19 protein-coding genes are annotated in these 23,873 nt (G+C 66.3%); 3 read left to right on the top strand and 16 right to left on the bottom strand.

Translation table 11 applies throughout. From position 1 onward, the window contains the following. The first annotated feature begins 39 nt into the window (after positions 1 to 39). Positions 40 to 585 (top strand): hypothetical protein, encoded by a 546-nt coding sequence (locus tag IE92_RS0115010; RefSeq protein WP_030149320.1) that lies wholly within the window; start codon positions 40 to 42, stop codon positions 583 to 585. 26 nt (positions 586 to 611) lie between these two features. Here IE92_RS0115010 and IE92_RS0115005 read toward each other — a convergent pair whose 3' ends face one another. The 9 genes from IE92_RS0115005 to IE92_RS0114965 all read right to left on the bottom strand — a co-directional run bounded on the left by IE92_RS0115005 (position 612) and on the right by IE92_RS0114965 (position 10,983). Further along, positions 612 to 1,370 carry an iron ABC transporter ATP-binding protein gene (locus IE92_RS0115005; RefSeq protein WP_030149319.1) on the bottom strand — a complete coding sequence of 253 codons (759 nt, stop codon included), beginning with the start codon at positions 1,368 to 1,370 and terminating at the stop codon, positions 612 to 614. Next, on the bottom strand, positions 1,367 to 2,371 hold the full coding sequence (locus tag IE92_RS0115000; RefSeq protein WP_030149318.1) for an iron chelate uptake ABC transporter family permease subunit: 1,005 nt from the start codon (positions 2,369 to 2,371) through the stop codon (positions 1,367 to 1,369). The genes IE92_RS0115005 and IE92_RS0115000 overlap by 4 nt, the downstream gene beginning before the upstream one ends. After that, positions 2,364 to 3,362: an ABC transporter permease gene (locus IE92_RS0114995; RefSeq protein WP_030149317.1), complete on the bottom strand. Its 999-nt coding sequence runs from the start codon at positions 3,360 to 3,362 to the stop codon at positions 2,364 to 2,366. Before IE92_RS0114995 ends, IE92_RS0115000 begins: the two co-directional genes overlap by 8 nt. Then, on the bottom strand, positions 3,359 to 4,339 hold the full coding sequence (locus IE92_RS0114990) for a siderophore ABC transporter substrate-binding protein (RefSeq protein ID WP_030149316.1): 981 nt from the start codon (positions 4,337 to 4,339) through the stop codon (positions 3,359 to 3,361). Before IE92_RS0114990 ends, IE92_RS0114995 begins: the two co-directional genes overlap by 4 nt. 241 nt (positions 4,340 to 4,580) lie before the next feature. Next, entirely contained in the window at positions 4,581 to 6,542 is a 1,962-nt protein-coding gene (locus IE92_RS0114985) for a helicase HerA-like domain-containing protein (RefSeq protein ID WP_081864179.1), read from the bottom strand. Positions 6,543 to 6,662: 120 nt separating this feature from the next. Next, positions 6,663 to 7,661, bottom strand: coding sequence for a nucleoside hydrolase (locus tag IE92_RS0114980; RefSeq protein WP_030149314.1), 999 nt, complete (start codon positions 7,659 to 7,661; stop codon positions 6,663 to 6,665). A 22-nt stretch (positions 7,662 to 7,683) separates the two neighbouring features. Further along, positions 7,684 to 8,313: a phosphatase PAP2 family protein gene (locus tag IE92_RS0114975; protein ID WP_162178519.1), complete on the bottom strand. Its 630-nt coding sequence runs from the start codon at positions 8,311 to 8,313 to the stop codon at positions 7,684 to 7,686. A gap of 154 nt (positions 8,314 to 8,467) precedes the next feature. After that, the gene (locus tag IE92_RS0114970) at positions 8,468 to 9,694 is read right to left on the bottom strand and encodes a multidrug effflux MFS transporter (protein WP_030149312.1); all 1,227 of its coding nucleotides are present in this window, start codon (positions 9,692 to 9,694) and stop codon (positions 8,468 to 8,470) included. Positions 9,695 to 9,807: 113 nt separating this feature from the next. Further along, the gene (locus tag IE92_RS0114965) at positions 9,808 to 10,983 is read right to left on the bottom strand and encodes an ROK family transcriptional regulator (RefSeq protein WP_081864177.1); all 1,176 of its coding nucleotides are present in this window, start codon (positions 10,981 to 10,983) and stop codon (positions 9,808 to 9,810) included. Between the two features lie 118 nt (positions 10,984 to 11,101). Between IE92_RS0114965 and xylA the strand changes: the two genes are divergently transcribed. Together xylA and xylB are read left to right on the top strand one after the other, a co-directional pair. Continuing rightward, positions 11,102 to 12,295: a xylose isomerase gene (gene xylA, locus IE92_RS0114960; protein ID WP_030149310.1), complete on the top strand. Its 1,194-nt coding sequence runs from the start codon at positions 11,102 to 11,104 to the stop codon at positions 12,293 to 12,295. A 72-nt stretch (positions 12,296 to 12,367) separates the two neighbouring features. Beyond that, a complete protein-coding gene (gene xylB / locus IE92_RS0114955) occupies positions 12,368 to 13,840 on the top strand; it encodes a xylulokinase (RefSeq protein ID WP_030149309.1) in 1,473 nt (490 codons plus the stop codon). A 55-nt stretch (positions 13,841 to 13,895) separates the two neighbouring features. On the opposite strand, the gene IE92_RS0114950 is transcribed toward xylB, so the two are convergent. The 7 genes from IE92_RS0114950 to IE92_RS0114915 form a co-directional block, all read right to left on the bottom strand. Continuing rightward, the gene (locus tag IE92_RS0114950) at positions 13,896 to 15,191 is read right to left on the bottom strand and encodes an MFS transporter (protein ID WP_051702012.1); all 1,296 of its coding nucleotides are present in this window, start codon (positions 15,189 to 15,191) and stop codon (positions 13,896 to 13,898) included. Positions 15,192 to 15,583: 392 nt separating this feature from the next. Continuing rightward, a complete protein-coding gene (locus tag IE92_RS0114945; RefSeq protein WP_030149307.1) occupies positions 15,584 to 16,750 on the bottom strand; it encodes a cystathionine gamma-synthase in 1,167 nt (388 codons plus the stop codon). Positions 16,751 to 16,949: 199 nt separating this feature from the next. Continuing rightward, positions 16,950 to 18,317, bottom strand: a complete 1,368-nt coding sequence (locus IE92_RS0114935) for a cystathionine beta-synthase (protein ID WP_030149306.1) — start codon at positions 18,315 to 18,317, stop codon at positions 16,950 to 16,952. 112 nt (positions 18,318 to 18,429) lie between these two features. Continuing rightward, positions 18,430 to 20,295: an ABC transporter ATP-binding protein gene (locus IE92_RS0114930; RefSeq protein WP_030149305.1), complete on the bottom strand. Its 1,866-nt coding sequence runs from the start codon at positions 20,293 to 20,295 to the stop codon at positions 18,430 to 18,432. Between the two features lie 197 nt (positions 20,296 to 20,492). Continuing rightward, positions 20,493 to 21,443, bottom strand: coding sequence for a carbohydrate ABC transporter permease (locus IE92_RS0114925; protein WP_030149304.1), 951 nt, complete (start codon positions 21,441 to 21,443; stop codon positions 20,493 to 20,495). A gap of 1 nt (position 21,444) precedes the next feature. Next, entirely contained in the window at positions 21,445 to 22,578 is a 1,134-nt protein-coding gene (locus tag IE92_RS0114920) for a carbohydrate ABC transporter permease (RefSeq protein WP_030149303.1), read from the bottom strand. Between the two features lie 15 nt (positions 22,579 to 22,593). Then, on the bottom strand, positions 22,594 to 23,793 hold the full coding sequence (locus IE92_RS0114915) for an ABC transporter substrate-binding protein (protein WP_245601315.1): 1,200 nt from the start codon (positions 23,791 to 23,793) through the stop codon (positions 22,594 to 22,596). Positions 23,794 to 23,873 lie beyond the last annotated feature (80 nt).

The raw sequence follows: 23,873 nt of genomic DNA, 5'->3' as shown, positions 1-23,873 counted from the left end.
GCACGAAACGGCTAGGGTGAGGGCAGAGAACGGAGAACTATGCCCGAGCACGCCACGCTCCCCCTGGTGGGCCACCCGGACCGCCGGGCATTTTGGCGCGCCTACCTGGTGTATGCCGTGGTGATGCTGCCGTTTTTCATTTTGCTCTACGGGCTCACCGGCGACTCGGGTGAGCTGACGGCCGTCCTGCTGGTGCACCTCGGCCTCCTCCTGGTCGGCGCGCTGGCCGGCATCCGCTATGCCCGCACCACCATCTGGCTGGATGCCGACGGCCTGCACGAGCGCGGCTTCCTCGGCCGGGTCAGTTTCCTTCCCACCGAGCGGATCGGCAGCCACGTCGTCCTGGACCTTCACCGCTCCCTCTCCTCCCGTCCCACCCCGCAGCTGTTTGTCCTCGACACCGAGAATCGCATTTTCTGCCGGATGCGTGGCGAATACTGGTCCCGCGGCAAGATCAACAGATTCTCCGCCGCGCTCCCCGGGGAGTGCACGAGACCCACGCATCCCTTCACCCTGGATGAGCTCCAGCGCAACCATGCGGACCTGCTGTACTGGTACGAGAGAAGTCCGTTCCGCCTCGCCTAGCGACCCCTCTCCTAGCGGCCCCTCACCTAGCGGTAATACACGGCCAGCGGATAGGCGCCGTCGTGACGGACCCGGACCTCGGTATCAAAGAGCGCGCCCAGCACCTCATCGCGCATGGTTTCATCCGGGGTTCCGGCCATCACCAGCTCACCATCGCGCAGGGCCACGATGCGGTCGGCATACGCCGATGCAAAGTTGATGTCGTGGATCACGATCACGAAGGTTTTACCCAGCTCATCGGCGGCCCGACGCAGCTGACGCATCATCCCCACCGCGTGGTGGATATCAAGATTGTTGAGCGGCTCATCCAGGAGGATATAGCGGGTGTCCTGGGCCAGGACCATCGCCACATACGCACGCTGCCGCTGCCCACCCGAGAGCTCATCCAGGAAGCGGTCACGGAGATCGGTGAGGCTCAAAAACTCCAGCGCGTTTTCCACATGGGCCTGATCCGCGGCGGTCAGGCGTCCGCGCGAGTGCGGAAACCGGCCAAATGCCACCAGCTGGGCCACCGTCAGCCGGGTGATGAAGTGGTTTTCCTGCCGCAGGATCGAGAGCACCTTCGCCAGCTCGCGGCTCGGGGTGGTCGCCACATTCGCCTCCCCCACCACGACGGTCCCGGAATCGGGCTCCAACAGCCTGCCCATGATCGTCAGCAGCGTGGACTTCCCCGCGCCGTTGGGCCCCACCAGCGCGGTGATCCCGCCCGCCGGCAGCTCGAGCGAGATCGGGCCCAGCACCCGCTTGCCCGCATAGCTCTTGGACACGTTACTCAGCGTGATCATAAACGCCCCTTTCGTAGCAGATAGATCAGGAAAAACAGCCCGCCGACAAACTCGATAATCACCGAGAGCACCCCGGCGGCAGAAAAAATATGGCGGAGGATAAAGTAGCCGCCGAGCAGCGTCACGAGGCCCAGCAGGAAGGCAAACGGCAACACCCGCGAGTGTGCCGAGGATCCGGTGAGCTGATAGGCGAGGGTCGCCACGATGAAGCCGAAGAAGGTCAGCGGACCCACCATCGTGGTCGAGATCGAGATCAGGATCGCGACGATCACCAGCAGTCCGGTCACCTCGCCGCGGAAGTTCAGTCCGAGGTTGGTGGCGGTCTCCCGACCGAGAGCCAGCACGTCCAGCCGATGCCGCCGGGTCCACACCACCACGATCACCGCCCCGATCACCAGCGTGGCCCAGGGGATATATTCGGGGTTGGAGTTGGACATGTTGCCAAACAGTCGGGCCGAAAGCACGTCAAACTCGCTCGGGGTCAGCATCCGCTGCATAAACGTGGAGACCGAGGCGAATCCCATGCCCAGGATCACCCCGACCAGCAGCATCGTGTGCAGGTTTCCCAGCCGCCCCGAGAACAGCCAGCGATAGAGCAGGGTCGCGAAGGCAACCATCAGGGCACTCTGGATCGCAACCTTGAGCAGCCCGTCGGTGGCCGCCAGGCTCTGCGCTCCCCAGAAGAACACCAGCGCGGTCTGCATCACCACGTATAGCGCCTCAAACCCCATGATTGAGGGGGTGAGGATGCGATTACTGGTGGCCGTGTGGAACAGCACCGTGGCCACCGACTGGGCGGCGGCCACCACGATCATCGTGGCCACGGTGATGCCCCGACGCGAAACCACGAGCCAGAACCCCCGGCTGCCGGGCTCGGGCGCGATCCCCCAGGTGAGCACACCCAGCGCACACACCAGCGCGATCGATCCGAGGATCACCAGGCGTACCCACACGCGCGGGGCTCGTCGAGTGCCCCGCGAAACCGTTTTGGTCTCAGCCACGACGCCTCATTCCCAGCACCAGCGCGATAAACACCGCGGAACCCACGACTCCGAGGATCATCGAGGCGGGGATCTCAAACGGCATTCGGATCAGCCGCCCCAGAATGTCGCACACCATCAGAATTGCGATTCCCCCGAGGCAGACCCAGGGAATGTTCGAGCGCAGGTTATCGCCGCGGATCATCGACACCACATTTGGCACGATCAGTCCCAGAAACGGCAGGAACCCGACCACCACGGTGGTCACCCCGGTGGCCACAGCGACCAGGCTGGTGCCCAGGATCAGCGTGCGCACATAGTTGAGCCCCACGCTGGTTGCGATGTCGCGTCCCAGGCCCGCCACCGTCAACCGGTCGGCCACCAGATAGGCGAGGATCACGATGATTCCCACGATCCACAGCACCTCATAGCGCCCCCGAACGACCCCGGTGAAGCTGCCCATAAACCAGGTTCCCAGCATCTGCAGCAGATTCGTGCTCACCGCCAGGTAGGTGGTAAAGGCCGCCACCACCGCCCCGAGCATGATGCCCACCAGCGGCACGATCAGCGAGGAGGTGAGCGCGATGCGCTGCAGGATCGCCAGGAAGATCAGGGCACCCACGAACGCGGCCACGCTGGCCACCACCATCTTGGTCCCCAGTGATGCGCGAGGGACCCACAGCGTGACCAGCAGCAGTCCCAGCGCCGCCCACTCGGAGGTTCCGGTGGTGCCCGGTTCCACAAACCGGTTGCGGGTAATCATCTGCATAATCAGGCCCGACACGGCCATGGCCGCACCGGCGAGCACCAGCGCGGCCGTGCGAGGAACCCGGGAAATCCAGAACATTTCGGGCCCGAACTCATCCCCCGAAATGTCATAGACCCCGACGTTGAGCGATACCACGACGAGCGCGGCAACCAGGACGGTTGCCGCGCCCAGGGCGACCCCGCCCCGGACGCCGATTCGGGTTCGGCGTCGAGGCGGGGCGGCTTCCGGAGCGAGCCGGGTCACTTCGCCGCGGCGAAGGCGCTGCCGAGGTCGCTAAAGAGCCGGGTATAGGACTGGATTCCCTCGTCCAGGTAGAAGGACGGATCGGCGTACACCACCTGCGACTTCTGCACCGCGGTCACGTTCTTCAGGGCCTCGGCGTTTTGCAGCACGTCCTTGGCCGGCACGTACCCCTCCTCGCCGAAGCCACCATCGCGATCCAGCACCACGATCCAGTCGGGGTTGGCGGCGGCAATCGCCTCGGGGCCGAGGTCATCGCCGTGCGAAGTGTTCTCGGCCGCCTGATCGATCGCGGGGGTCAGACCCAGCGTCGGGTACAGCAGTCCCAGGCTGCGTCCGGTAACCGGGGCGACGTATCCGATCTTCCCACCCGAGACGATCAGGGCCAGCACCGTGCCGGTGCCGTCGTAGGCCGATTTCGCCTCGGCGATCGACGTGTCGAGCGCCCCGGTGAGCGCGGCCGCGTCGGTCTTGCGGTCAAAGATGGTGCCCAGAATGTCGGTCTGCCGCTTGAGCTCGGAGATCACGTCCTGGTCCTTGCGCGGATTGATCTCGATGGTGTTCGGAGCCAGCTTCTTGATCTCGTCGTAGTAGCTCCCAAACCGATAGCCGCCGATGACCAGATCGGGATCGGCCTCAACAATCTTCTCCAGATCGGGCTCGCGGTGGTCACCGATATCGAGAACCTTCTTGTTGTCCACCCACTTCGGCCAGGCCGTACCCATCACGCCCTTGGGGGCCGCCACGAGGTCGATGTTCCAGTCGCTCAGCGTCTGGAACACGGTGTTGTCCAGGGCCACCACCCGGCCGGGTTTGACCGGCACCTCGATCGACCCAAAATTGTCGTCGATCGTGACGGTGGAGGCAGCGGGCGCCGAGGATCCGGCACCGGCCTCCCCGGCACCGGCTGCGCAGCCGGTCAGAATCAGTGCGGACAGGGCGGCCGTGGCGAGCGCCGCCGTCAAACGGGTGCTGTGCATTGTGAAGTTCTCTCCCAGGGGTTCCGGGAGGTGCGCGCACGCCAAATCCTGCCTCACCGCGCGCCCACCTCGTCTTCGGTGTGGATGAGTGTTCATCCAGAATTTAGTTTAGGCTTCCCTAAATTATTTAAGTCAGACGGGTGTGCGGATTAGCAAAATACCGCAGAATTATGCCGAATTTTGACACGGCAGAAAGGCGGCCAACCCGGACAGTGCCGGGTGGCCGCCTTCGGATCGACGGTTAGCGGCGACGCCGGGTACCGAAGATCCCCTCGACCACGCCGGTCAGGATGCTCTTGGTCGCCTTGGATCCCAGCACCTCCTCCAGCACGCTCTTCTGCGAGCTGGACTTGGTCGATCGCCCGGTACCGGCGGTCTTTTTCAGGAGCCGTTCGTATTCGGCGTCGGCCTTCTTGCGGGCCGCCTCCTGGGCCTTATCCAGGGCCGCCTGCTGCTTGGCGTATTCGGCGTCGATCTTGGCCTGATCCGCCGCCGCCTGGGTGGCCTCGGCCGCCGCGTGCGCGGCGTCCAGGCGCGCGGTCAGGATCTCGCGCGCCGACTCGCGATCCACCGCGGTGCCGTACTTCGCCAGCAACGGGGACGCGGCGATCGCCGCCTCGATCTGCGGCATCGGGGTGGGATCCATCCGGCCCTGCGGGGCGCGCAGCCGGGTCCAGGCCACCGGCGAGGGTGCCCCCTTCTCGTTCATCACGGTCACGACGGCCTCACCGGTTCCCATGGCCTGAAGAACCTCGGCGAGGTTGTAGCCGGATTTGGGGTAGGTCGAGACGGTGGCCTTGAGCGCCTTGGCATCGTCGGGGGTGAAGGCGCGCAACGCGTGCTGTACCCGGGAACCCAGCTGGGCGAGGACGTCGGCGGGCACGTCCTTGGGGGTCTGGGTCACAAAGAAGATGCCCACGCCCTTGGAGCGGATCAGCCTGACCGTCTGCACCACCTGGGCGAGGAAGTCCTTGGAGGCATCGGTGAAGAGCAGGTGCGCCTCGTCAAAGAAGAACACCAGCTTGGGCTTGTCGAGGTCCCCCACCTCGGGCAGGGTGTGGAACAGCTCGGCGAGCAGCCACATGAGGAACGTGGAGTAGAGGGCCGGCTGATCCTGCACCCCGGGCACCTCCAGCAGCGAGATGATCCCACGACCATCGGCCGCGGTGCGCAGGAATTCGGCGGCGTCGATCTCGGGCTCGCCGAAGAATCGATCGGCACCGCGGTCGGCGAAGGTGATCAGCTCGCGCAGGATCACCCCGACGGTCGCCGCCGAGAGCCCACCGAGGTCCTTGAGCTCGGCCTTGCCCTCGTCACTTGCCAGGAAGGTGAGGACCGCCCGCAGATCGGAGAGGTCCAGCAGCGCCAGGCCCGCCTTGTCCGCATAGTGGAAAACCAGGCCGAGGCTCGACTCCTGGGTGGCGTTCAGCCCGAGGACCTTGGAGAGCAGGGTGGGACCGAACCCGGCGATGGTTGCGCGGATCGGTACCCCGGTCCCCACACCACCGAGGGAGAAGTACTCCACCGGGAAGCTGGCCGGAGTCCAGTCCTGGCCCAGGGCCGAGGTGCGCTTGAGGAGTTTTTCGTTGCCCTCCCCCGGGGTCGCGACCCCCGAGAGGTCGCCCTTGATATCGGCGGCGAAGACCGGGACCCCGTGCGCGCTGAGCTGCTCGGCGAGACCCTGCAGCGTGCGGGTTTTGCCGGTACCGGTGGCACCGGCAACCAGGCCGTGCCGGTTCATCATGGCCAGCGGAATGCGCACCTGCACGGTTGGGTCCGGTTCGCCATTCATCAGCGCACCCACCTCCAGCGCCGCGCCCTCGAGCGTGTAGCCGGCGCGGATCACGCCCGCCTGTTCGGCGTTCAGCGGGGCACCGGGCGCGGGGGCGGAGGCGGCTGGCACGGGGGTGGCGGACGGCTCGGCAGGAGCAGCCGGGGTTGCGGCTTCGGCAGGAGCAGCCGGGGTTGCAGCTTCAGCAGGGGCCGCAGGGGTTGTCGCCTCGGCGGGGGCGGCGGGCGGCACCTGCGCGTTGGCCGCGGCGAGCGCCGCCAGGGCCTCCTGCGCCCGGGCAACCGCGGCGGTGGCCTCCTCCTGAGCGCGCCGGGCAGCCTCGGCCAGCGCCGCTGCGTCCTGGGGCGCGGCGGCGGTCGGTGCGTCTGCGGGTGTTCCTACGGATTCGGAATTGGTGGCATCTGCGCTCATGGCATGAGCATAACGATTCCCATGCGCGCTGTCACGGGTCAATCAGTAACCGATGTCGCCCCATTTCGGGCAGCACCCCACCGATCGGGTGGGGTGCCGGGAAGGCAAACGGACCGCGCGTTAGGCCGCGGGGGCGGCCGGGGCGTCGATCCGCTCGATCACGGTCATGATGGTGTCGGCGGCATCCGCGGGAACCTCGAGAACCACGCGGCTGAGCGCGCCGGCGCTGACCGAGAGGGCATAGTTCCGATAGCGACCGCGCAGGTCAACAACCGTCTGTCCGCGGGCGGGGCCGCGGCCGGTCTCCACCACGACGGAGGCCTCGGGGGCCAGGCTCAGCGAGACGTCTCCGGTGGCGATCGCGGCGGCCAGCGGGTCGTGCAGCGAGGCGCGACGCTCCCCGTAGACGCCGATGTAGAAGTCCAGGTAGGTATCCAGCATCGCACCGAGCGCCCGCAGGCCCGGCTGGGTCGAGGCCGACAGGCGTGCCTGCTCGGCGGCTCCCACCGTGTGCTCCATGGTCACGTCCAGCGGCACCAGGATCGTGTTGAATCCCGAGGTCAGCACCGTGTGGGCGGCGACCGGGTCCTTATAGATGTTGGCCTCGGCGGCGGCGGTTGCGTTACCCGGGGCGAGGGCCGCACCACCCATGATGGTGAGCTCACCGATCAGCTCGGGCAGGCGCGGCTCCAGCGCGAAGGCGATCGCCAGGTTGGTCAGCGGGCCGATTGCCAGGACCTTCAGGGTGCCGGGGTTCTGCCGGGCCAGGTCCACCAGGAGCTGCGCGGCCGAGGTGTCGACGCGGGTGGCGTCCACGGCGGGCAGATCCACGTCGCCGATCCCGTTCTCTCCGTGAACAAACGCCACGGTTCCGGCAAAGACCCCGTCCAGCGGGTGGTGCGCCCCGACGGCGATCGGAATGTCGGTGCGCCCGAGCGCCCCGAGGAAGCGCGCGGTGTTCTCGGCGGCCTCGGCGGCGCTGGTGTTGCCACTCACGGTGCCCACGCCAACCAGGTTGACCCCGCGACCGATGAGATAGGCGATGGCCAGGCAGTCATCGATACCGGTGTCGCAGTCCAGGAAGAACGGTTCGGCAATGGGGTGGGTGGCGACCGACATGCGGGGCTCCGTTCGAGGGGGATCAGCGAGAAAGCCGGGTGGCGTGTTTCCCGCGCTCGGGGCGGAAGAAGACGAGCCAGGCCAGCAGGGCCACACCCGCGCCGAGCGATGCTCCGGCCAGGGTGTCGGTGAACCAGTGCGCGCCCAGCAGGTTGCGGGAGAGCGCCATGATCACCACGTATATCGTACCGATCCAGGCGATCCACCAGCGACCAAAGATCAGGGCCAACGCGATCATCATGGTTGCGGCGTTCGCCGTATGCCCCGAGGGGAAGGATCCGTGATCGGCGGGGACCATGAGCACCTCGGGCCGGGGACGCTCAATAATCTTCTTCACCAGCTGCACCAGCAGGGCGCTCACCAGCGAGGTGATCAGGAAGAACAGGCCCGTGCGCAGTCCGCGACGCCACCACAGCAACCCCGAAATCAGCAGCGGCAACACGTAGGTCCCGATCACCCCGCTGCCAAACACGTTGAGGAACAGCGATACCGAAACCAGTGCGCTACTCTCGCGCCAGGACAGCAGGTCCTGCATCCAGGCTCGATCCCATCCGGTACTGGCACCGGTGACCACAAGCACCAGGATGATCGCGAAGGCCGCGAGGAGTGCCACTCCGGTAATACCCAGAGCTCGTCGCTGTCGGATTGTCATGGCACGTCCTTCTCGAATGAATAATTCGTTCAGGCTAGCCCGAAGCCCCCGGCCGTGGACAAAACCACGCGCCGGGGGCGAAGACATGCACCGGGCATCCCCGGTTAGCACTCAGATGTTATCCAGGGATGAATCCGAGGGAAATACCGGGTGACTAATCGGTGAGCGCCGGGACCGACTTGGGGCGCACCACGGCCCACAGCAGGATGATTGCGGCCACCGAGGTGAGCACCATGACCATGCCCATCGCCGGGCCGTCGCCACCGAACAGTCCCACCAGCGGCGAGAGGATCCCGGCCAGGCCGAAGTTCACGGCACCCATCAGCGAGGCCGCGGTTCCCGCCGCCTCCCCGTGCCGAGCCAGCGCGGTGACCTGCACCGCCGGGAAGCCGAATCCACAGCTCATGATGAAGATAAACAGCGGAATCTCGATGCCGAGCAGTCCCGAATCCAGGTTGCCCATGATGATAATCGAGATCGCCGCGAACAGCTGCAGGATGGTGGACCCCACGAGCACCCAGGGCGGACCGATCTTGCGCATCAGACGCGAGGAGATCTGCACTCCGGCGACGATCCCCACCGAGTTGATCGCAAACAGGACGCCGTACTCGGCCGAGCTCAGCCCGAAGAAGTCTTGGAAGAGGAACGAGGAGGCCGAGAGGTAGGCGAACAGGCCCGAGAAACTCAGCGCTCCGATCAGGATCGCGCCCACGTAGATGCGGTCGGAGAGCACCGAGCGATAGCCCAGCACGGTCGCCTTGAACCCCGAGGAACGGCGGCGCTCGGGCGGCAGGGTCTCGACGATCCACAGGGTCACGGCCACCATCACGCCCACGCCGTAGAGGGCCAGCACGATAAACAGCCCACGCCAGTGCATGAGCGGCAGCAGGGCACCGCCGATCATCGGGGCGAGGATCGGCGCCATGCCATTCACCAGGGCCAGACGCGAGAGCATCACCACGAGCGGGCGGCCACCAAAGAGGTCGCGCACGGTTGCGGTGGCGACCACGGCCCCCGCGGCGGCACCGGCACCCTGGAGCACGCGGAAGATTGCCAGGACCGTGATGTCCGGGGCAAACAGGCAGCCCAGCGAGGCCAACACGTGCACGGCGGTCGCGATCATCAGCGGGGTGCGGCGGCCCACCCGGTCACTCCACGGCCCCATAAACAGCTGGCCGATGGCAAAGCCCACGGTGGTTCCGGTGAGCGTCAACTGAATCGAGGTCATGCTGACCCCGAGGTCGGTCTGCATCGTCGGGAACGCGGGCAGGTAGAGGTCGATGGTGAAGGGGCCGAGCGCGGTCAGCGCTCCGAGGATGAAAACGTAGGCCAGACGCTGGCGGCGGCTCAGCGCATCGCCAGGGTGTACGACGGTGGTCACGGGGTCCTTTGCTGTGGGGATGGACGGTCGAAAGTATCGAATCGATTCGATGAATCCATTAACCCTATCGACTCGCCCCCGCCGCGGCCAAGCCGGTTCGGGCGTTATGTGAGTTATTTTTCCGGAGCCGCCTCATCGCCTAGATCCTGGCGCAGCGGAATCTGCGCGGGATCGGCGATCAGGCGATCGATCACCGGCTCGGCCGCCCCGATCAGCAGCAGGTCGGCCCCGAGCTCGGCCCGCACAATCTCGGCCTGCTCCCCCGGCGGAACCAGGGCAAATTTGGCGACCGTGGCGGCAAGCAGTTCGGGCTCGCGGGCGGCGATGATGCCCAGGAATCCACCCAGGACCACGCGGGAGGGGTTGACGATGTTGATCATCCCGGCGAGCGCGCGGCCCAGCACCTCGGCCTGTGTCGCGGTGATCGAGGCGGAGGCCTCCCCCAGCAGGCGCTCGAGTTCGACATCGTCGATGTCGGCACCGGGCGCCACCGCGGCCACCAGGGCATCCCGGGTCACCGCCCGCTCCAGCGCGATCCCACCCTCGGTTCCGAAGGTGTGACCAAACTCCCCCGCATAGCCGCCGGCACCGCGGATCGGACGGCCCCCCAGGACCAGTCCGCCACCGATTCCCGAGGCGCCACCGTTGAGGTAGATCAGGTCGTCGATTCCGCGCCCGGCACCGAAGTAGCGCTCGGCGCGGGCACCCAGGCTCGCATCGTTATCCACCGTGACCGGGAGCCCGGTGGCCTCGGCCAGCAGCTCGGCGAGCGGCGCGTCCACCCACCCCAGGCGGGGCGCCAGGCGGACCATGCCATCCGAGGCGCGCACCAGGGCGGGGACGGCGACACCGATCCCGGCAATCTGCACCCCCTCGGGCAGGCGAGCACGAAGTTCGGCCACCAGGTTCGTGGTTTCGGTGACCACCCGGGCCACGCTGGGTCCCGAGCGGAATCCTCGACGGAGGCGGTCCACAACGCTGCCGCCCAGGGTGACCGCAGCCACGGTGACCCCGTCAAACTCGGGGTTGACCGCGAGGATGAGCGTGGTGTCGCTCGCGGAGACCACCGGCGAGGGTCGTCCCACAACCCCCTCGGTGTCCGGATTGGATTCCACCACGAGCCCGCGCGCGACCAGCTCGGCCACCAGTGCGGCAATGGTGGAGCGATTGAGTCCGGTTTCGCGCGTCAGCACCGAGCGCGAGAGCGCGCCCTGCCGGTGCACCAGGTCGAGGATGCGACCGAGGTTGTGGCGGCGGACGGCGTCGAGATTACTCCCCGTGGGTTTCACAGTTTCCCCTTAGTTTCTCCCGAATCCTATCCCATCAACCCTTTTTGGTGGCGCAAACAACAATTCCGTCGTAATATGTCCTTCAACGCAACAAACTCCCTCGATGAATGGACCCAGCATGGCAATGAAGCCCACCAAGGCCGACAAGTTTTCCTTCGGACTCTGGACCATCGGTTACAACGGAACCGACCCGTTCGGCGGCCCGACCCGTCCCGACCTCGACGTGGTTGAAGCCGTCGAACGCCTCAACGACCTCGGCGCGTACGGACTGACCTTCCACGACGACGACCTCTTCGCGTTTGGATCGAGCGATGCCGCTCGCCAGAAGCAGATCGACCGCCTCAAGCAGGCCCTCGCCGACACCGGCATCGTGGTGCCGATGGTCACCACCAACCTCTTCTCCGCCCCCGTCTTCAAGGACGGCGGCTTTACCTCCAACGACCGCGAGGTGCGCCGTTTCGCGCTGCGCAAGGTACTGCGCAACCTCGACCTGGCCGCCGAGCTCGGCGCCAAGACCTTCGTCATGTGGGGTGGCCGCGAGGGCAGCGAGTACGACTCCGCCAAGAACGTGGGTGCGGCCCTCGAGCGCTACCGCGAGGCCGTCAACCTGCTCGGTGACTACGTGACCGACAAGGGTTATGACATCCGCTTCGCGATCGAGCCCAAGCCCAACGAGCCCCGCGGCGACATCCTGCTGCCGACCCTCGGCCACGCCCTCGCCTTCATCAACACCCTGGACCGCCCCGAACTCGTGGGTGTGAACCCCGAGGTGGGTCACGAGCAGATGGCCGGACTGAACTTCACCGCGGGTATCGCCCAGGCTATCGAGCACGGCAAGCTGTACCACATCGATCTCAACGGCCAGCGCGGCATCAAGTACGACCAGGACCTGGTGTTTGGCCACGGCGACGTGATGAACGCGTTCTCGCTGGTGGACCTGCTGGAAAACGGCGGTCCGAACGGCGGCCCCGCCTACGACGGTCCGCGTCACTTCGACTACAAGCCCAGCCGCACCGAGGACATCACCGGGGTCTGGGACTCCGCGGCCGCCAACATGGCCAACTACCTGATGTTCAAGGAGCGCGCCGCGGCCTTCCGCGCCGACCCCGAGGTGCAGGCGGCCTTCGCCGCAGCCCGGGTAAACGAGCTCTCCGAGCCGACCCTGAACGCCGGCGAGAGCTACAACGATCTGATCGCCGACCGGTCCGCCTACGAGGACTTCACCCCCGAGCGCTACTTCGGCGGTCAGGGCTACGGCTTCGTGCGCCTGCAGCAGCTGGCCGTGGAGCACCTGCTGGGCTTCCGCGCCTAACCCCTCGCAGTAGTCTCGATGGTGGGTGGGGTGCCACGCAGCCCGCCCACCATCACCGATCTAAGGACCCCCATGAGCCTCGTTGCCGGTGTCGATTCGTCCACCCAGAGCTGCAAGATTGTTATTCGTGATGCCGCAACCGGGCGCCTGGTGCGTCAGGGCCGAGCATCCCATCCCGAGGGCACCGCGGTGGATCCCGCCGCCTGGTGGGAGGCGCTGGGAACCGCGATCACCGAGGCCGGCGGGCTGAGCGATGTCGCGGCGATCTCGGTGGCCGGTCAGCAGCACGGCATGGTGGTGCTGGATGCCGAGGGGCGGGTCATCCGCGACGCCCTGCTCTGGAACGATACCCGCAGCGCCCAGGCGGCCCTCGACCTGATCGAGGAGGTCGGTGCCGAGGTCTATGCCGAACGGGTGGGCGTGGTCCCGGTAGCCTCCTTTACCGCGACCAAGCTGCGCTGGCTGCGCGATGCCGAGCCCGAGAATGCCGCCCGGGTGGCCGCGGTCGCGCTCCCCCACGACTGGCTGACCTGGCGACTGCGCGGATACGGTCCCGTCGGCGAGAGTCCGCTCGGGCCCGACCTGGAGCAGCTGCGCACCGACGTATCCGATGCCTCGGGTACCGCGTACTGGTCGGCGCGCACCGGCGAATACGACCTCGATCTGTTCGCCCGGGCGCTGGGCGTGCAGGCTCGTGTGGCCGGAACCCCGGGCACCGGCGTGGTCCTCCCCGCCATCGTGGCCCCCGGCACCGCCGCCGGCACCGGAATCGACGCCCGCCTGCTGGATGACACTCTCTCCGCCGATCCCGCGGGCATCGCCGACCATATTGTTGTCGCCGGTGGGGCCGGCGACAACGCGGCGGCGGGGCTCGGTCTCGGGGCTCAGAGCGGCGACGTGGTGGTCTCGATCGGCACCAGCGGGACCGTGTTTGCGGTGACCGAGGCCTCGCCCAATGATCCCACCGGGACCGTCGCGGGTTTTGCCGCCGCCTCGGGGGAATTCCTGCCGCTGGTGTGCACGCTCAACGCGGCCCGCATCCTCGATGCGATTGCCGGGCTGCTCGGGGTGGATCACACCGAGCTGGGCCGCCTGGCCCTCGAAGCCGAGCCGGGATCCGGCGGCCTGGTCTTGCAGCCCTATTTCGAGGGCGAGCGCACCCCGAACCTGCCCGACGCCACCGCGACCCTGTTTGGGATGACGCTGGGATCCACGGTGCGACCAAACCTCGCCCGCGCGGCGATCGAGGGCCTGCTGTGCGGTCTGGCCGACGGGCTGGATGCCGCCCGCGAGCAGGGGGTCACGGCCCGGAGAATCCTGGTGGTCGGCGGGGCCGCGCAGAATGTCGCGGTCCAGCGGATTGCCGCGCAGGTCTTCGATGTGCCGGTGGTCATCCCGACCCCCGGCGAATACGTGGCCGACGGCGGCGCGGTTCAGGCGGCCTGGGCGCTCACCGGGGCCCGCCCCGGCTGGGAGCTGGAGATTGCCGCCGCCCCGACGCCGGATCACCGTCCCGAGATCCGCGCCGGATACTCGGCCCGCTAACCACAAACGCGGGCGGCCGAAGCCGCCCGCGTTCGGGTCCTGCACACGGTGGGGGTTAGTGACCGACCGGCACCGCGGCCGGCTGGGCCGCCTGCGCGCTACGCAGCTCGGCCTCATTGGGCAGCTTGAGGAAGATCGTCACGACAAACGCGAGGCCGTAGAGCGCGATCAGCCCCCAGGCGATGCCCTGGTATCCGGTGACCGCAACCAGCGCGGCAACCAGACCCGGACCCACGACGGCCGCGAGGCCCGCGCCCAGGTTCAGCACCGACATGATCGCGCCGGTCTCGCCGTGTCCATGCGCGATGGCCAGCGGGTTCATCGGCACGTATGCGCTGGCACCGGCCCCCATGATCACCGAGGCCAGGGCGATCAGCGCGAAGTTCGGTCCCACCAGCTGCGGGATGTAGTAGTAGGCGAAGATGCCCAGCGCACACAGCGGGGTCGCGATCCACTGGGTCGAGCGATGCCAGCCAATCCGGTTGCCGAGGTTGCCCCAGACCACGTTGCCAATCACCGCCGAGATGCCGTAGACGGTGAACACGTTGATCGCCAGCGCCTCGGGCAGGTGAATCTCGGAGACCAGGTAGGGCACATAGAACACGGCCACGGCCAGCGGACCGGCGAGGTTGACCACCTTGACGATCAGCAGCAGCGACACCTTGGGGCGACGCCAGAGGATCGAGAGGCCGCGGGCCAGTGCCGCGGTGGCGTTGCCGCGGGTGGACTCGGTTTTCGCCGCGGTCCGTCCCAGGAAGGCGATGCCGGCGATCCCGCCGATTGCGGCCAGGGCGAAGCCCACCCAGAGGGTCGAGATGGCGCCGACGCCGGGCAGCAGGACGCTGGCCAGGGCCGGGCCGATGATCTGCATGCCGCTGGAGAACGCGAACCAGAACCATCCGGCCACCGGCGACTGCTTCTCGGGGGAGGACGCGTTGAGCACCCAGGTGAGGAAGCCGTAGGCGAAGAAGGGATAGCCGATCCCGCGCAGCGCGTAGATGCCGATCACCAGGCCGAGGTTCTGCGAGGGCAGCGCAACCAGGATGAACAGGGCGGCGAAGAAGAGGAAGGCCACCAGCCCGATGGTCATCACGCGGCGCACGCCCCAGGCCTCGGGCAGCGCGCCCGAGAAGAACGAGGCGATGGCCACCACGATGCCGTAGGCGGTGATGACCGCGCTGGCCTCGGCGACGGTGAAGCCCTCGGTGGTGTGCAGGTAGTTGGCGAGCCAGACGGACTCGATGCCATCACCGATCAAGAAGACGGTGACCGCGGCCAGGCCGATCGCGATCGGCGCGGTCAGGCCGAGGCGTTCAAGGAGCCCGCGCTGCGGGACGAGGGTGGAAGTCATGCGGGGGCCTCGGTTTCGGTACGCAAACAGTGAGGGTGCACGGAACGTACTTCTCCTCATTGAGTGAAACTGCGTGGGGGATGATTTTCTCAAACTAACACGCGATTTTTTGCCCACCCCCGCCCGTTCCCCGCGCCCGAATGACCGCTTCATAACCGGTTGTCCCCCGAGCGGGAGGCCCTGTTTCCGGGCTTTGTTTCGGGTATGGCGCCCACTCGGTGACCGTTGAGCGTGGCATCCCGCCCGTTCTGCGTGGCCGAGGCGCTCGATTCGGTTCGCCCACACGAAACCGGGCGGACCCTCGCAGGGAGGATCCGCCCGGTTGTGTGATGGGGTGCCAGGCCCGAGACCGATGCCCGGACCGAAACCGACGCTAGCTCGGTGATCGAGCGCTAGGCCAGTCTTGCGGCCGTGCGCTCGAACGCGCGCTCCATATCGGCTAGCAGGTCCGCGACGTCCTCCACTCCCACCGAGAGGCGCAGCACGTTGTCCGGCACGGCCAGCTCGGTGCCGGCGACCGAGGCGTGGGTCATCAGTGCCGGGTAGTTCATCAGCGATTCCACGCCGCCGAGGGATTCGGCCAGCTGGAACAGCTCGGTGCTCTCGGCAAACGCGATCGCCGCCTCGCGTCCCCCGCGCAGGGCGAAGGACACCATGCCACCAAAGCCGCTCATCTGCTTCTTGGCGAGCTCGTGTCCGGGGTGGCTTTCCAAGCCCGGGTAGTACACGCGCTCGACCTCGGGACGCGACTCCAGCAGCTCGGCCACGGCCTGCGCGTTCTCGCCGTGCTGACGCATGCGCAGCGGCAGGGTCTTGATGCCGCGGGTGGTCAGCCAGGCCTCGAGCGGGGCGGAGATCGCACCCACGGCGAACTGCTGGAAGCGCACGGCTTCGGCCAGCTCATCATCGTTGAGCACAATCGCGCCGCCGATGACGTCGGAGTGGCCGCCGATGTACTTGGTGGTCGAGTACACCACGATGTCCGCGCCGAGGGCCAGCGGCTGCTGCAGGATCGGGGTCGCGAAGGTGTTATCCACCAGCACGCGCACGTCCTGGGCATGGGCAATCTCGGCGAGCGCGGCGATATCGGTGATCGCCAGCAGCGGGTTGGAGGGGGTCTCCACCCAGAGAATCTTGGTGTTCTCGGTGATGGCAGCGGCCACGGCATCGGCATCGCCGAGGTCCACGACCGTGTGGGTGATGCCCCACGGGCCGAAGACCCGGCTGATCAGTCGGTAGCTTCCGCCGTAGGCGTCGTTGCCGATCACCACGTGGTCTCCGGGGCGCAGTATCGCGCGCAGCAGGCCGTCCTCGGCGGCCAGGCCCGAGGAGAAGGTGATCGCATGCTTGGCGTCATCCAGCGCCGCCATCTGGGTTTCCAACGAGGTGCGGGTGGGGTTGCCGCCGCGGGAGTACTCGTAGCCTCCGCGCAGCTGGCCCATCCCCGCCTGGACGAAGGTCGAGGTGAGGTAGAGCGGCGGGATCACGGCACCGGTGGTCGGATCAAATTCCTGGCCGGCGTGAATGGCGCGGGTGGCGAAGCCTTCGGAGTGGGTCATGGGGTGTCCTTTCGGAAAAAACGTGTGTGCGCGAGGCGCGGGGAGGGCGTGCGGGGGCACGCCAAAGTGGCTGGCGACGGGGTCGCCCGAAACGCGATGTTACGGGGCGATTAGCGCGGACACTCGCCGGTGGCGCCGGACACGTTCTGGGTCGCGGTGGCGGCCAACACGGCCACCGGAACCCCATGGATGGTGCTCATTATGCGGTGGCCTTCGCGGCCAGGGCATCGATCAGGATGCCGGGGGTCAGGATCGCCACGGGCTTACCGTCGGTCAGCACCAGCAGGACGCCGTGCTCCTCGAGGGCGACGCGTGCCTCGGCAATGCCGCGGCCCGAGCCGATCGTGGCAATCGGGGCACCGATGCCGCGGTCCACGGCCGTCTCGGCGGTGATCTCGCCGGCCAGCAGCCCGGCGAGCAGGTCGGATTCGCGCACCGCACCCCAGACCTCGCCGAGCACCGGGTCCGCGGTGGTGGTGATAATCGGCAGGGCGGGGAGGCCAAGCTCGCGCAAACGCGCGCCGGCGGCGGTCACGGTGTCCGCGGGGGCGAGGCGCGGGAGCGCGGCGCTCACGTCTGCCGGCAACACGCTTGCCAGGGTCTCACCCTCGCCGTGGTCGTACCCAAAGTCGCGCATCCACCCGTCGTTGAACACCTTGGTGAGGTAGCCGCGGCCGGAATCCGGCAGCAGGATCACCATTACGTCTTCGGGTCCGAGGGTCCGGGCCACGCGGAGTCCGGCGGCCACCGCCATACCGGAGGATCCACCCACGAGCAGGCCCTCCTCGCGGGCCAGGCGGCGGGTCATCGCGAAGGATTCGGCATCGTCAATCGCGATCGCCTCGTCCACGAGTTCGGGGTGGTAGGTGCCCGGCCACATGTCCTCGCCCACACCCTCGACCAGGTAGGGGCGACCGGTGCCACCCGAGTAGATCGATCCCTCAGGGTCGGCTGCGATGATCCGCACGCCGTCATTCGACACCTCGCGCAGGTAGCGCGCGGCACCCGAGATGGTCCCGCCGGTCCCGGCACCGGCCACGAAGTGGGTGACCTTGCCGTCGGTGTCGCGCCAGATCTCGGGTCCGGTGGACTCGTAGTGGCTCAGCGGACCGTTGTCGTTGAAGAACTGGTTGGGCTTATAGGCCCCGGGGATCTCGGCGGTCAGCCGGTCCGAGACCGCATAGTAGGACTGCGGGGAATCGGGGCTCACCGATGTCGGGGTCACCACTACCTCGGCACCGTAGGCGCGGAGCACGTCGCGCTTTTCCTCGCCCACCTTATCCGGGGTGACAAACACACACTGATATCCGCGCTGCTGGGCGACCAGCGCTAGGCCCACCCCGGTGTTTCCGCTGGTGGGTTCCACGATGGTGCCGCCCGGAAGCAGCTCACCGGCCTTCTCGGCCTCGGTGATCATCTTCAGCGCGACGCGATCCTTCACCGATCCGCCAGGGTTCAGGTACTCGACCTTCACCAAAACGGTTGCGGTAATGCCCTCGGTGACCCGGTTCAGCTTGACCAGCGGGGTGTTGCCGATCAGGTCCACCACGGACTCTGCGTACTTCATGTGTGTGATTCCTTACTCGCACCCGGGGTTTTCGGGCGGCGGCGGATAATAATCCGCAACCCTAACTGTAACCGGCAGAAATCAAGTGTTACGTTTCGGCGAATTCGGCCCGCTAGCCGTGCATCTGCTCGGCGAAGAGTCGGGCATATAAACCCTCGGCTGCGAGCAGTTCCTCATGGGTTCCCGACTCAACGATGTGTCCACCCTCGAGCACAAATATGACGTCCGCGGACACAATCGTGGAGAGTCGGTGGGCGATCGCCACGGTGGTGCGTCCCTCCGAGGCCTGTTCCAGCGCACGCTGCACCACCCGCTCGGAGAGGGTGTCCAGCGCACTGGTGGCCTCGTCCAGGATCAGCACGGGCGGATCCTTGAGCAGAACCCGGGCGATGGCCACCCGCTGCTTTTCACCACCGGAGAGCCGGTAACCGCGCTCCCCCACCAGGGTGTTGTACCCCTCGGGGAAGCGGGCGATGGTGTCGTGGATGTTGGCCGCGCGAGCGGCCGCTTCCAGCTCGGCATCGGTCGCATCGGGTTTGGCGTAGCGCAGGTTCTCGGCGATGGACGCGTGGAACAGGTACGTTTCCTGATTGACCACGCCGATGCGCTCAACCAGGGACTCGTGGGTCAGCTCGGTCACCGCGGTGCCCGAGAAGCGTACGGTGCCACCGGTGGAGTCGTAGAAGCGCGGAATCAGGTACGAGATCGTGGTTTTACCGGCGCCGCTGGGGCCCACAAACGCGGCAAACTGGCCCGGACGGATGCTGAAGCTCACCCCGTCCAGGGTCGCCGGTTCGCTCTCCGAGGCATCGGGATAGCGGAAGGTCACGTTGTCGAAGTCGATCTGCCCGGCCGGCCCCTTCGCCCGGGACACATTCACCGCGTTCGGCGCATCGGCGATAGCCGGTTTCAGGTCGAGGTATTCGAAGATGCGGGCAAACAGCGCGCCCGAGGTCTGCAGGTCAAGGCCCACTCGCATGATCGAGATCAGCGGGAACAGCAGCCGCGACTGCACCGTGGTGAAGGCCACGATCACACCGGCGGAAATATCCGTCGCCCCGCCGGTGATCAGATAGCCCGAGACCAGGTAGACGATCGCCGGGATCGAGGAGAGGAAGATGTTGACCATCGCGAAGAACCACTGGCCGCTCATCTGCTGGCGCACCTGGAGCCCCACCTGCACCTTATTCGCCGACTGGTAGCGGCCGATCTCGGCCTCCTGACGGCCGAAGCTCTTGGCCAGCAGGATGCCCGAGACGCTCAGGGTCTCCTGGGTGATCGCGGTCATCTCGGAGAGCGACTCCTGCGTCTGGGTCGCGATGCGCGCCCGCACCTGGCCTACCCGGCGCTGGGCGATGACCAGGACCGGCATCAGGATCAGCGCGATGATGGTCAGCTGAACGTTGAGCATCAGCATCGCGACCAGTGCGGCGATCACCGTGACGATGTTGCCCAGCACGCTGGAGATCGTGTTGGTGAGAACCGAGGAGACTCCGCCCACGTCGTTTTGCAGGCGCGACTGGATCACACCGGTCTTGGTGCGGGTGAAAAAGCTCAGCTCCATTTCCTGGAGACGGCGAAACAGGCGCACGCGCAGGTCGCCCATAACCGAGTTTCCCACGGTCGCGGTGAGCCAGGTTTGCCAGACCCCGAGGGCGGTGGATCCCACAAAAATGATGATCATCGTGATGACGATGGTGGTCAGCACCGGCAGGTTCGGGGTGCCGCTCTTGGGAAACAGCCCGTCATCAAACGCGCGGGACACCAGCAGCGGCGGGAGCACCGAGAGCGCGGCCCCGACCAGGACCAGCGCGATCGTGACGATGATCTTGGGTTTATACGGGGCAAACAGGGTGAAGATTCGGCGCAGTAGGTGCGGGATTTTTGGGGCCTGCGCGTTCATGGCGCGCTGGGCGGATTCGTCCGCGCCGCTCACCCGCCCACCGCCGCGGCCGCCTCCGCCGCCGGGTCCCCGCATACTCATCGGGCCGCGTTTTCCCGGAGTCCCGGGGCTCGGACTCCCTTATTTATCACCCTCGCTGCGCGCATACTCATGCGGTCAGCATACTCCCGCTTCCCCGACACACGGGCGAGACTATCCCACCCCGAATGGGTGCCCGACGCGGCGGCACCGGACATTCACCCGGTGCCGCCGCATCCGTCTTCACAAACGCCCTATCCCTTGGTTGCCCCCGCCAGGAGCCCGCGCACGAAGTAGCGCTGAAGCCCCAGGAACACCAGCAGAGGAATGATGATCGAGATAAACGCGGCCGCCGAGAGCAGGAACGTGTTCTGCCCCTGGGTGCCCACCATATTGGTCAGCATGACCGTGATCGGATTCTGATCGCTACTGGAGAAGACCAGCGCGATCAGCAGGTCGTTCCACACCCAGAGGAACTGGAAGATCGCGATCGAGGCGATGGCCGGCATCGCCAGCGGTAACACGATCCGCAGGAAGATCTGCCCGTGCCCGGCACCGTCAATCCGCGCGGCCTCAAACAGGTCGTTGGGCAGACTGGCGATGAAATTATGTAGCAGGAAGATCGTCAACGGGAGCGCCAGGATCGTATGGGCCAGCCAGATTGAGGCGAACCCACTGTCACCCCCGAGCGGCCGGACCACCACGGTCCCAAAGATCTCCCCGCTGCTGAAGAGCCGAAGCAGCGGCACCATGACCATCTGGATCGGCACGATCTGCAGCGCAAAGATGCCGATGAATATCCAGTTGCGCCCGCGAAACGGAATCCATGCAAACGCGTAGGCGGCCAACAGCGCAAGCCCCAGGGGCAGGATCGCGCCGGGGATGGTGATGGCCAGCGAGTTGAGCAGGCCCTCCCCAATATTCACGTACACCCGGGTCGGGTCGAAGATCGCCTCGTAGTTATCCAGGGTCAACCCGCCATCGGTAAACGCCGTCCACCATCCGCTGGTGGCCACCGCATCGGGGGTGCGGAAGGAGGAAACCAGGAGGCCAAGCGTTGGGAGCGTCCAGAGAATCGCGATCAGCAGGGCGGCGATGGTCGCGGTTTTGGAGCTGAGTTTCTCGCGAACCCGGTCAAGCGTCCGCGGTTTCTCGGGAGGGAGATTCGGGCGTGTATTGGGATCAAGCACCGTACTCGCGGTCATGTTACTGCCCCTCTCTGCTGCGACGAAGATTGCGAACGTTAATCACGATGAGCGGGATCACCAAAATGCACAGCAACAGCGCAAACGCCGCCGCCCGCCCGTTTTCGCCCAGGGTGAAGCGCTCATACATCTGTTGTGCAAGCACCCCGGAGGAATTACGCCCGTTGGTCATGGCGATGACGATGTCAAACACCTTGAGTGAGGCGATCGAGGCGGTGGAGAGCACCACGATCAGGGTGGGCCTAATCCAGGGGATGGTGACCTGGGTAAACCGGCGAAATGCGCTCGCACCGTCCAGGGCTGCCGCCTCGTGCTGCTCGGCGGGCACCCCCTTGATCGCGGCGGAGAGCACCACCATCGCGAATCCGACCTGGATCCACACGAACACCACAATCATCGCAAAGGTGTTGGCGGGGGCGCTGGAGAGCGGATCCACCGGCCCCAATCCCACCATCCCCAGCACCGCGTTCATCAGGCCGACCTGTGCTTCATCGGCGGGACGGGCCTGGTAAACCAGACGCCAGATGATCGATGCCCCGACGAATGAGATGGCCATGGGGAGAAATACCAACAGCTTGTAGATCTTCTCTCCCCGGCTGTTATCGATAAACACCGCGTAGATCAGACCCAGGATGGTCGAGGCCGCGGGTGCCACCAGCACCCAGATCAGCGTGTTCCCCACGGTGATCAGGTTGTCCGGGTTGGAGAAGATCCAGGCAAAGTTCTCGAAGCCCACAAATTCGGTGCCCGAATCATCCTGAAACGCAAACAGCACGGTACGGATAAACGGGATCACCAGGCCCAGGATCAGCAGCGCCCCGGCGGGGGCGAGAAACGCCCACAGCTGGAGGAGTGATCCCGCACCCCGGCGGGCGCGCCGGTCGAGCAGGAACAGTCCCAGCCCAACCAGCGCGCCGGCGGCGATCGCGATGTCGTACGTGTGCAAAAGCGCCAGGATGATCACCGGCACCAGCACGGCCAGGGAGATCCGGAAGATCGTTCCGCCCCGGCCGGGCCGCGGAAGGTACTCCACCGCCAGGACGATCAGTCCCACCACGGCCACAAACACCGCGATGATGACCACACCCTGAAGCAGTACCGGCAGCGTGGCTATCCAGTCAAAAAGTTCAGGCATTTTGCGCCCTGCCGGCTACTTGACGGGCCAGCTGGCGTCGATTTTCCTGGTGATATCCGGTAGGGATCCCCCGTCGATCCAGTCGGTGATTCCGGTGAGGAACGAGGTGGTTCCCACCGCCGCGGGCATCAGGTCGGAGGCATCGAACCGGAAGGTAATGTCGGGGTTTTGCAGAACCGAAATCGACTCCTTCAGGATCGGACTCGATGCGGCGTCGGGATCCAGCCCGGTGTTGGGCGAGATCACGCCCCCGAGCTTGACCCGGGAGTTTGCCCACTCGGGCGAGGCCAAATAGGCGAGGACCTTGGCCGAGGCAGCCTTGGTGTTGAAGGCCGCTACGGTATCTCCGGCACCGGTAACCGCGTTATTCTTGCCGCCGTCGGTGCCAAACCCCGGGGTCGGAAATGCCCACAGGTCGGCGTCGGGCCCGACGCTGAGCCCCGCGCTCTGGGCAAAGGTGTCAAAGAAGGAGGCCTGATGGGTGAGGACACACTTGCCGGATTTGAAGGCGGCGGCAATCTCATCACCATAGCCGGTGGCGTTGATCGAGGTGGGACTTCCGAACCCCGCATTGACGTAGTCGGGGTTTAACAGAATCTTGCCGGTCTCCTCAAACGCCGACTGAATGCGCGGGTCGCTGAAGGGGATCTTGTTTTCCACCCAGTCGTCATACACCTCGGGACCGGACTGACGCAGGACCACGTCCTCGATCCAGTCGGTTCCGGGCCAGCCGCTGGCCGCGCCGGCGGAGAATCCCGCACACCAGGGCGGAGCGGAGGTGTCGGCCCGGATCTTGGCTGTCAGATCCAGCAGCCCCTGCCAGGTGTCCGGAACGTTCCAGCCTCGCTCGGCGAACAGGCTCGGCGAATACCAGATGAAGCCCTTGACGGTTGCCAGGATTGGCACTCCGTACACGGTGCCATCAACGGTTCCATAGCGCTGCCAGTCGGCGGGATAGTTCTTTTTCAGCGCCGCCTGCACCTCGTCGTTTGCCGGTTGCAGGGCCTTCTTCTTCGCCAGGTCGGCGAGCAATCCGGGCTGGGAGAAGATCGCCAGATCCGGGGTCTTATTGGCCTGAACCTGTGACTGAATACGCTGCTCAAACCCCTTATCGGTATTCAGTTTGATGGTGATGTTGTTGTCCTTGGCCCACGCGGCCCAGGACTTTTCCAACTGTGCCGCCTCTTCACCACCGATATTGGTGGCGATGGTCACGGTGTTCGAGTTTTCGGCGGACGGTCCCCCTCCTCCGGGACCGCCACATGCCGTCAGGGCGCCGATACTCACGCCGGCGA

This window comes from Mycetocola saprophilus (assembly GCF_000718085.1).
GTDB classification, from domain to species: Bacteria; Actinomycetota; Actinomycetes; order Actinomycetales; family Microbacteriaceae; genus Mycetocola; species Mycetocola saprophilus.
This window is presented reverse-complemented; position numbering and strand designations above follow the sequence as displayed.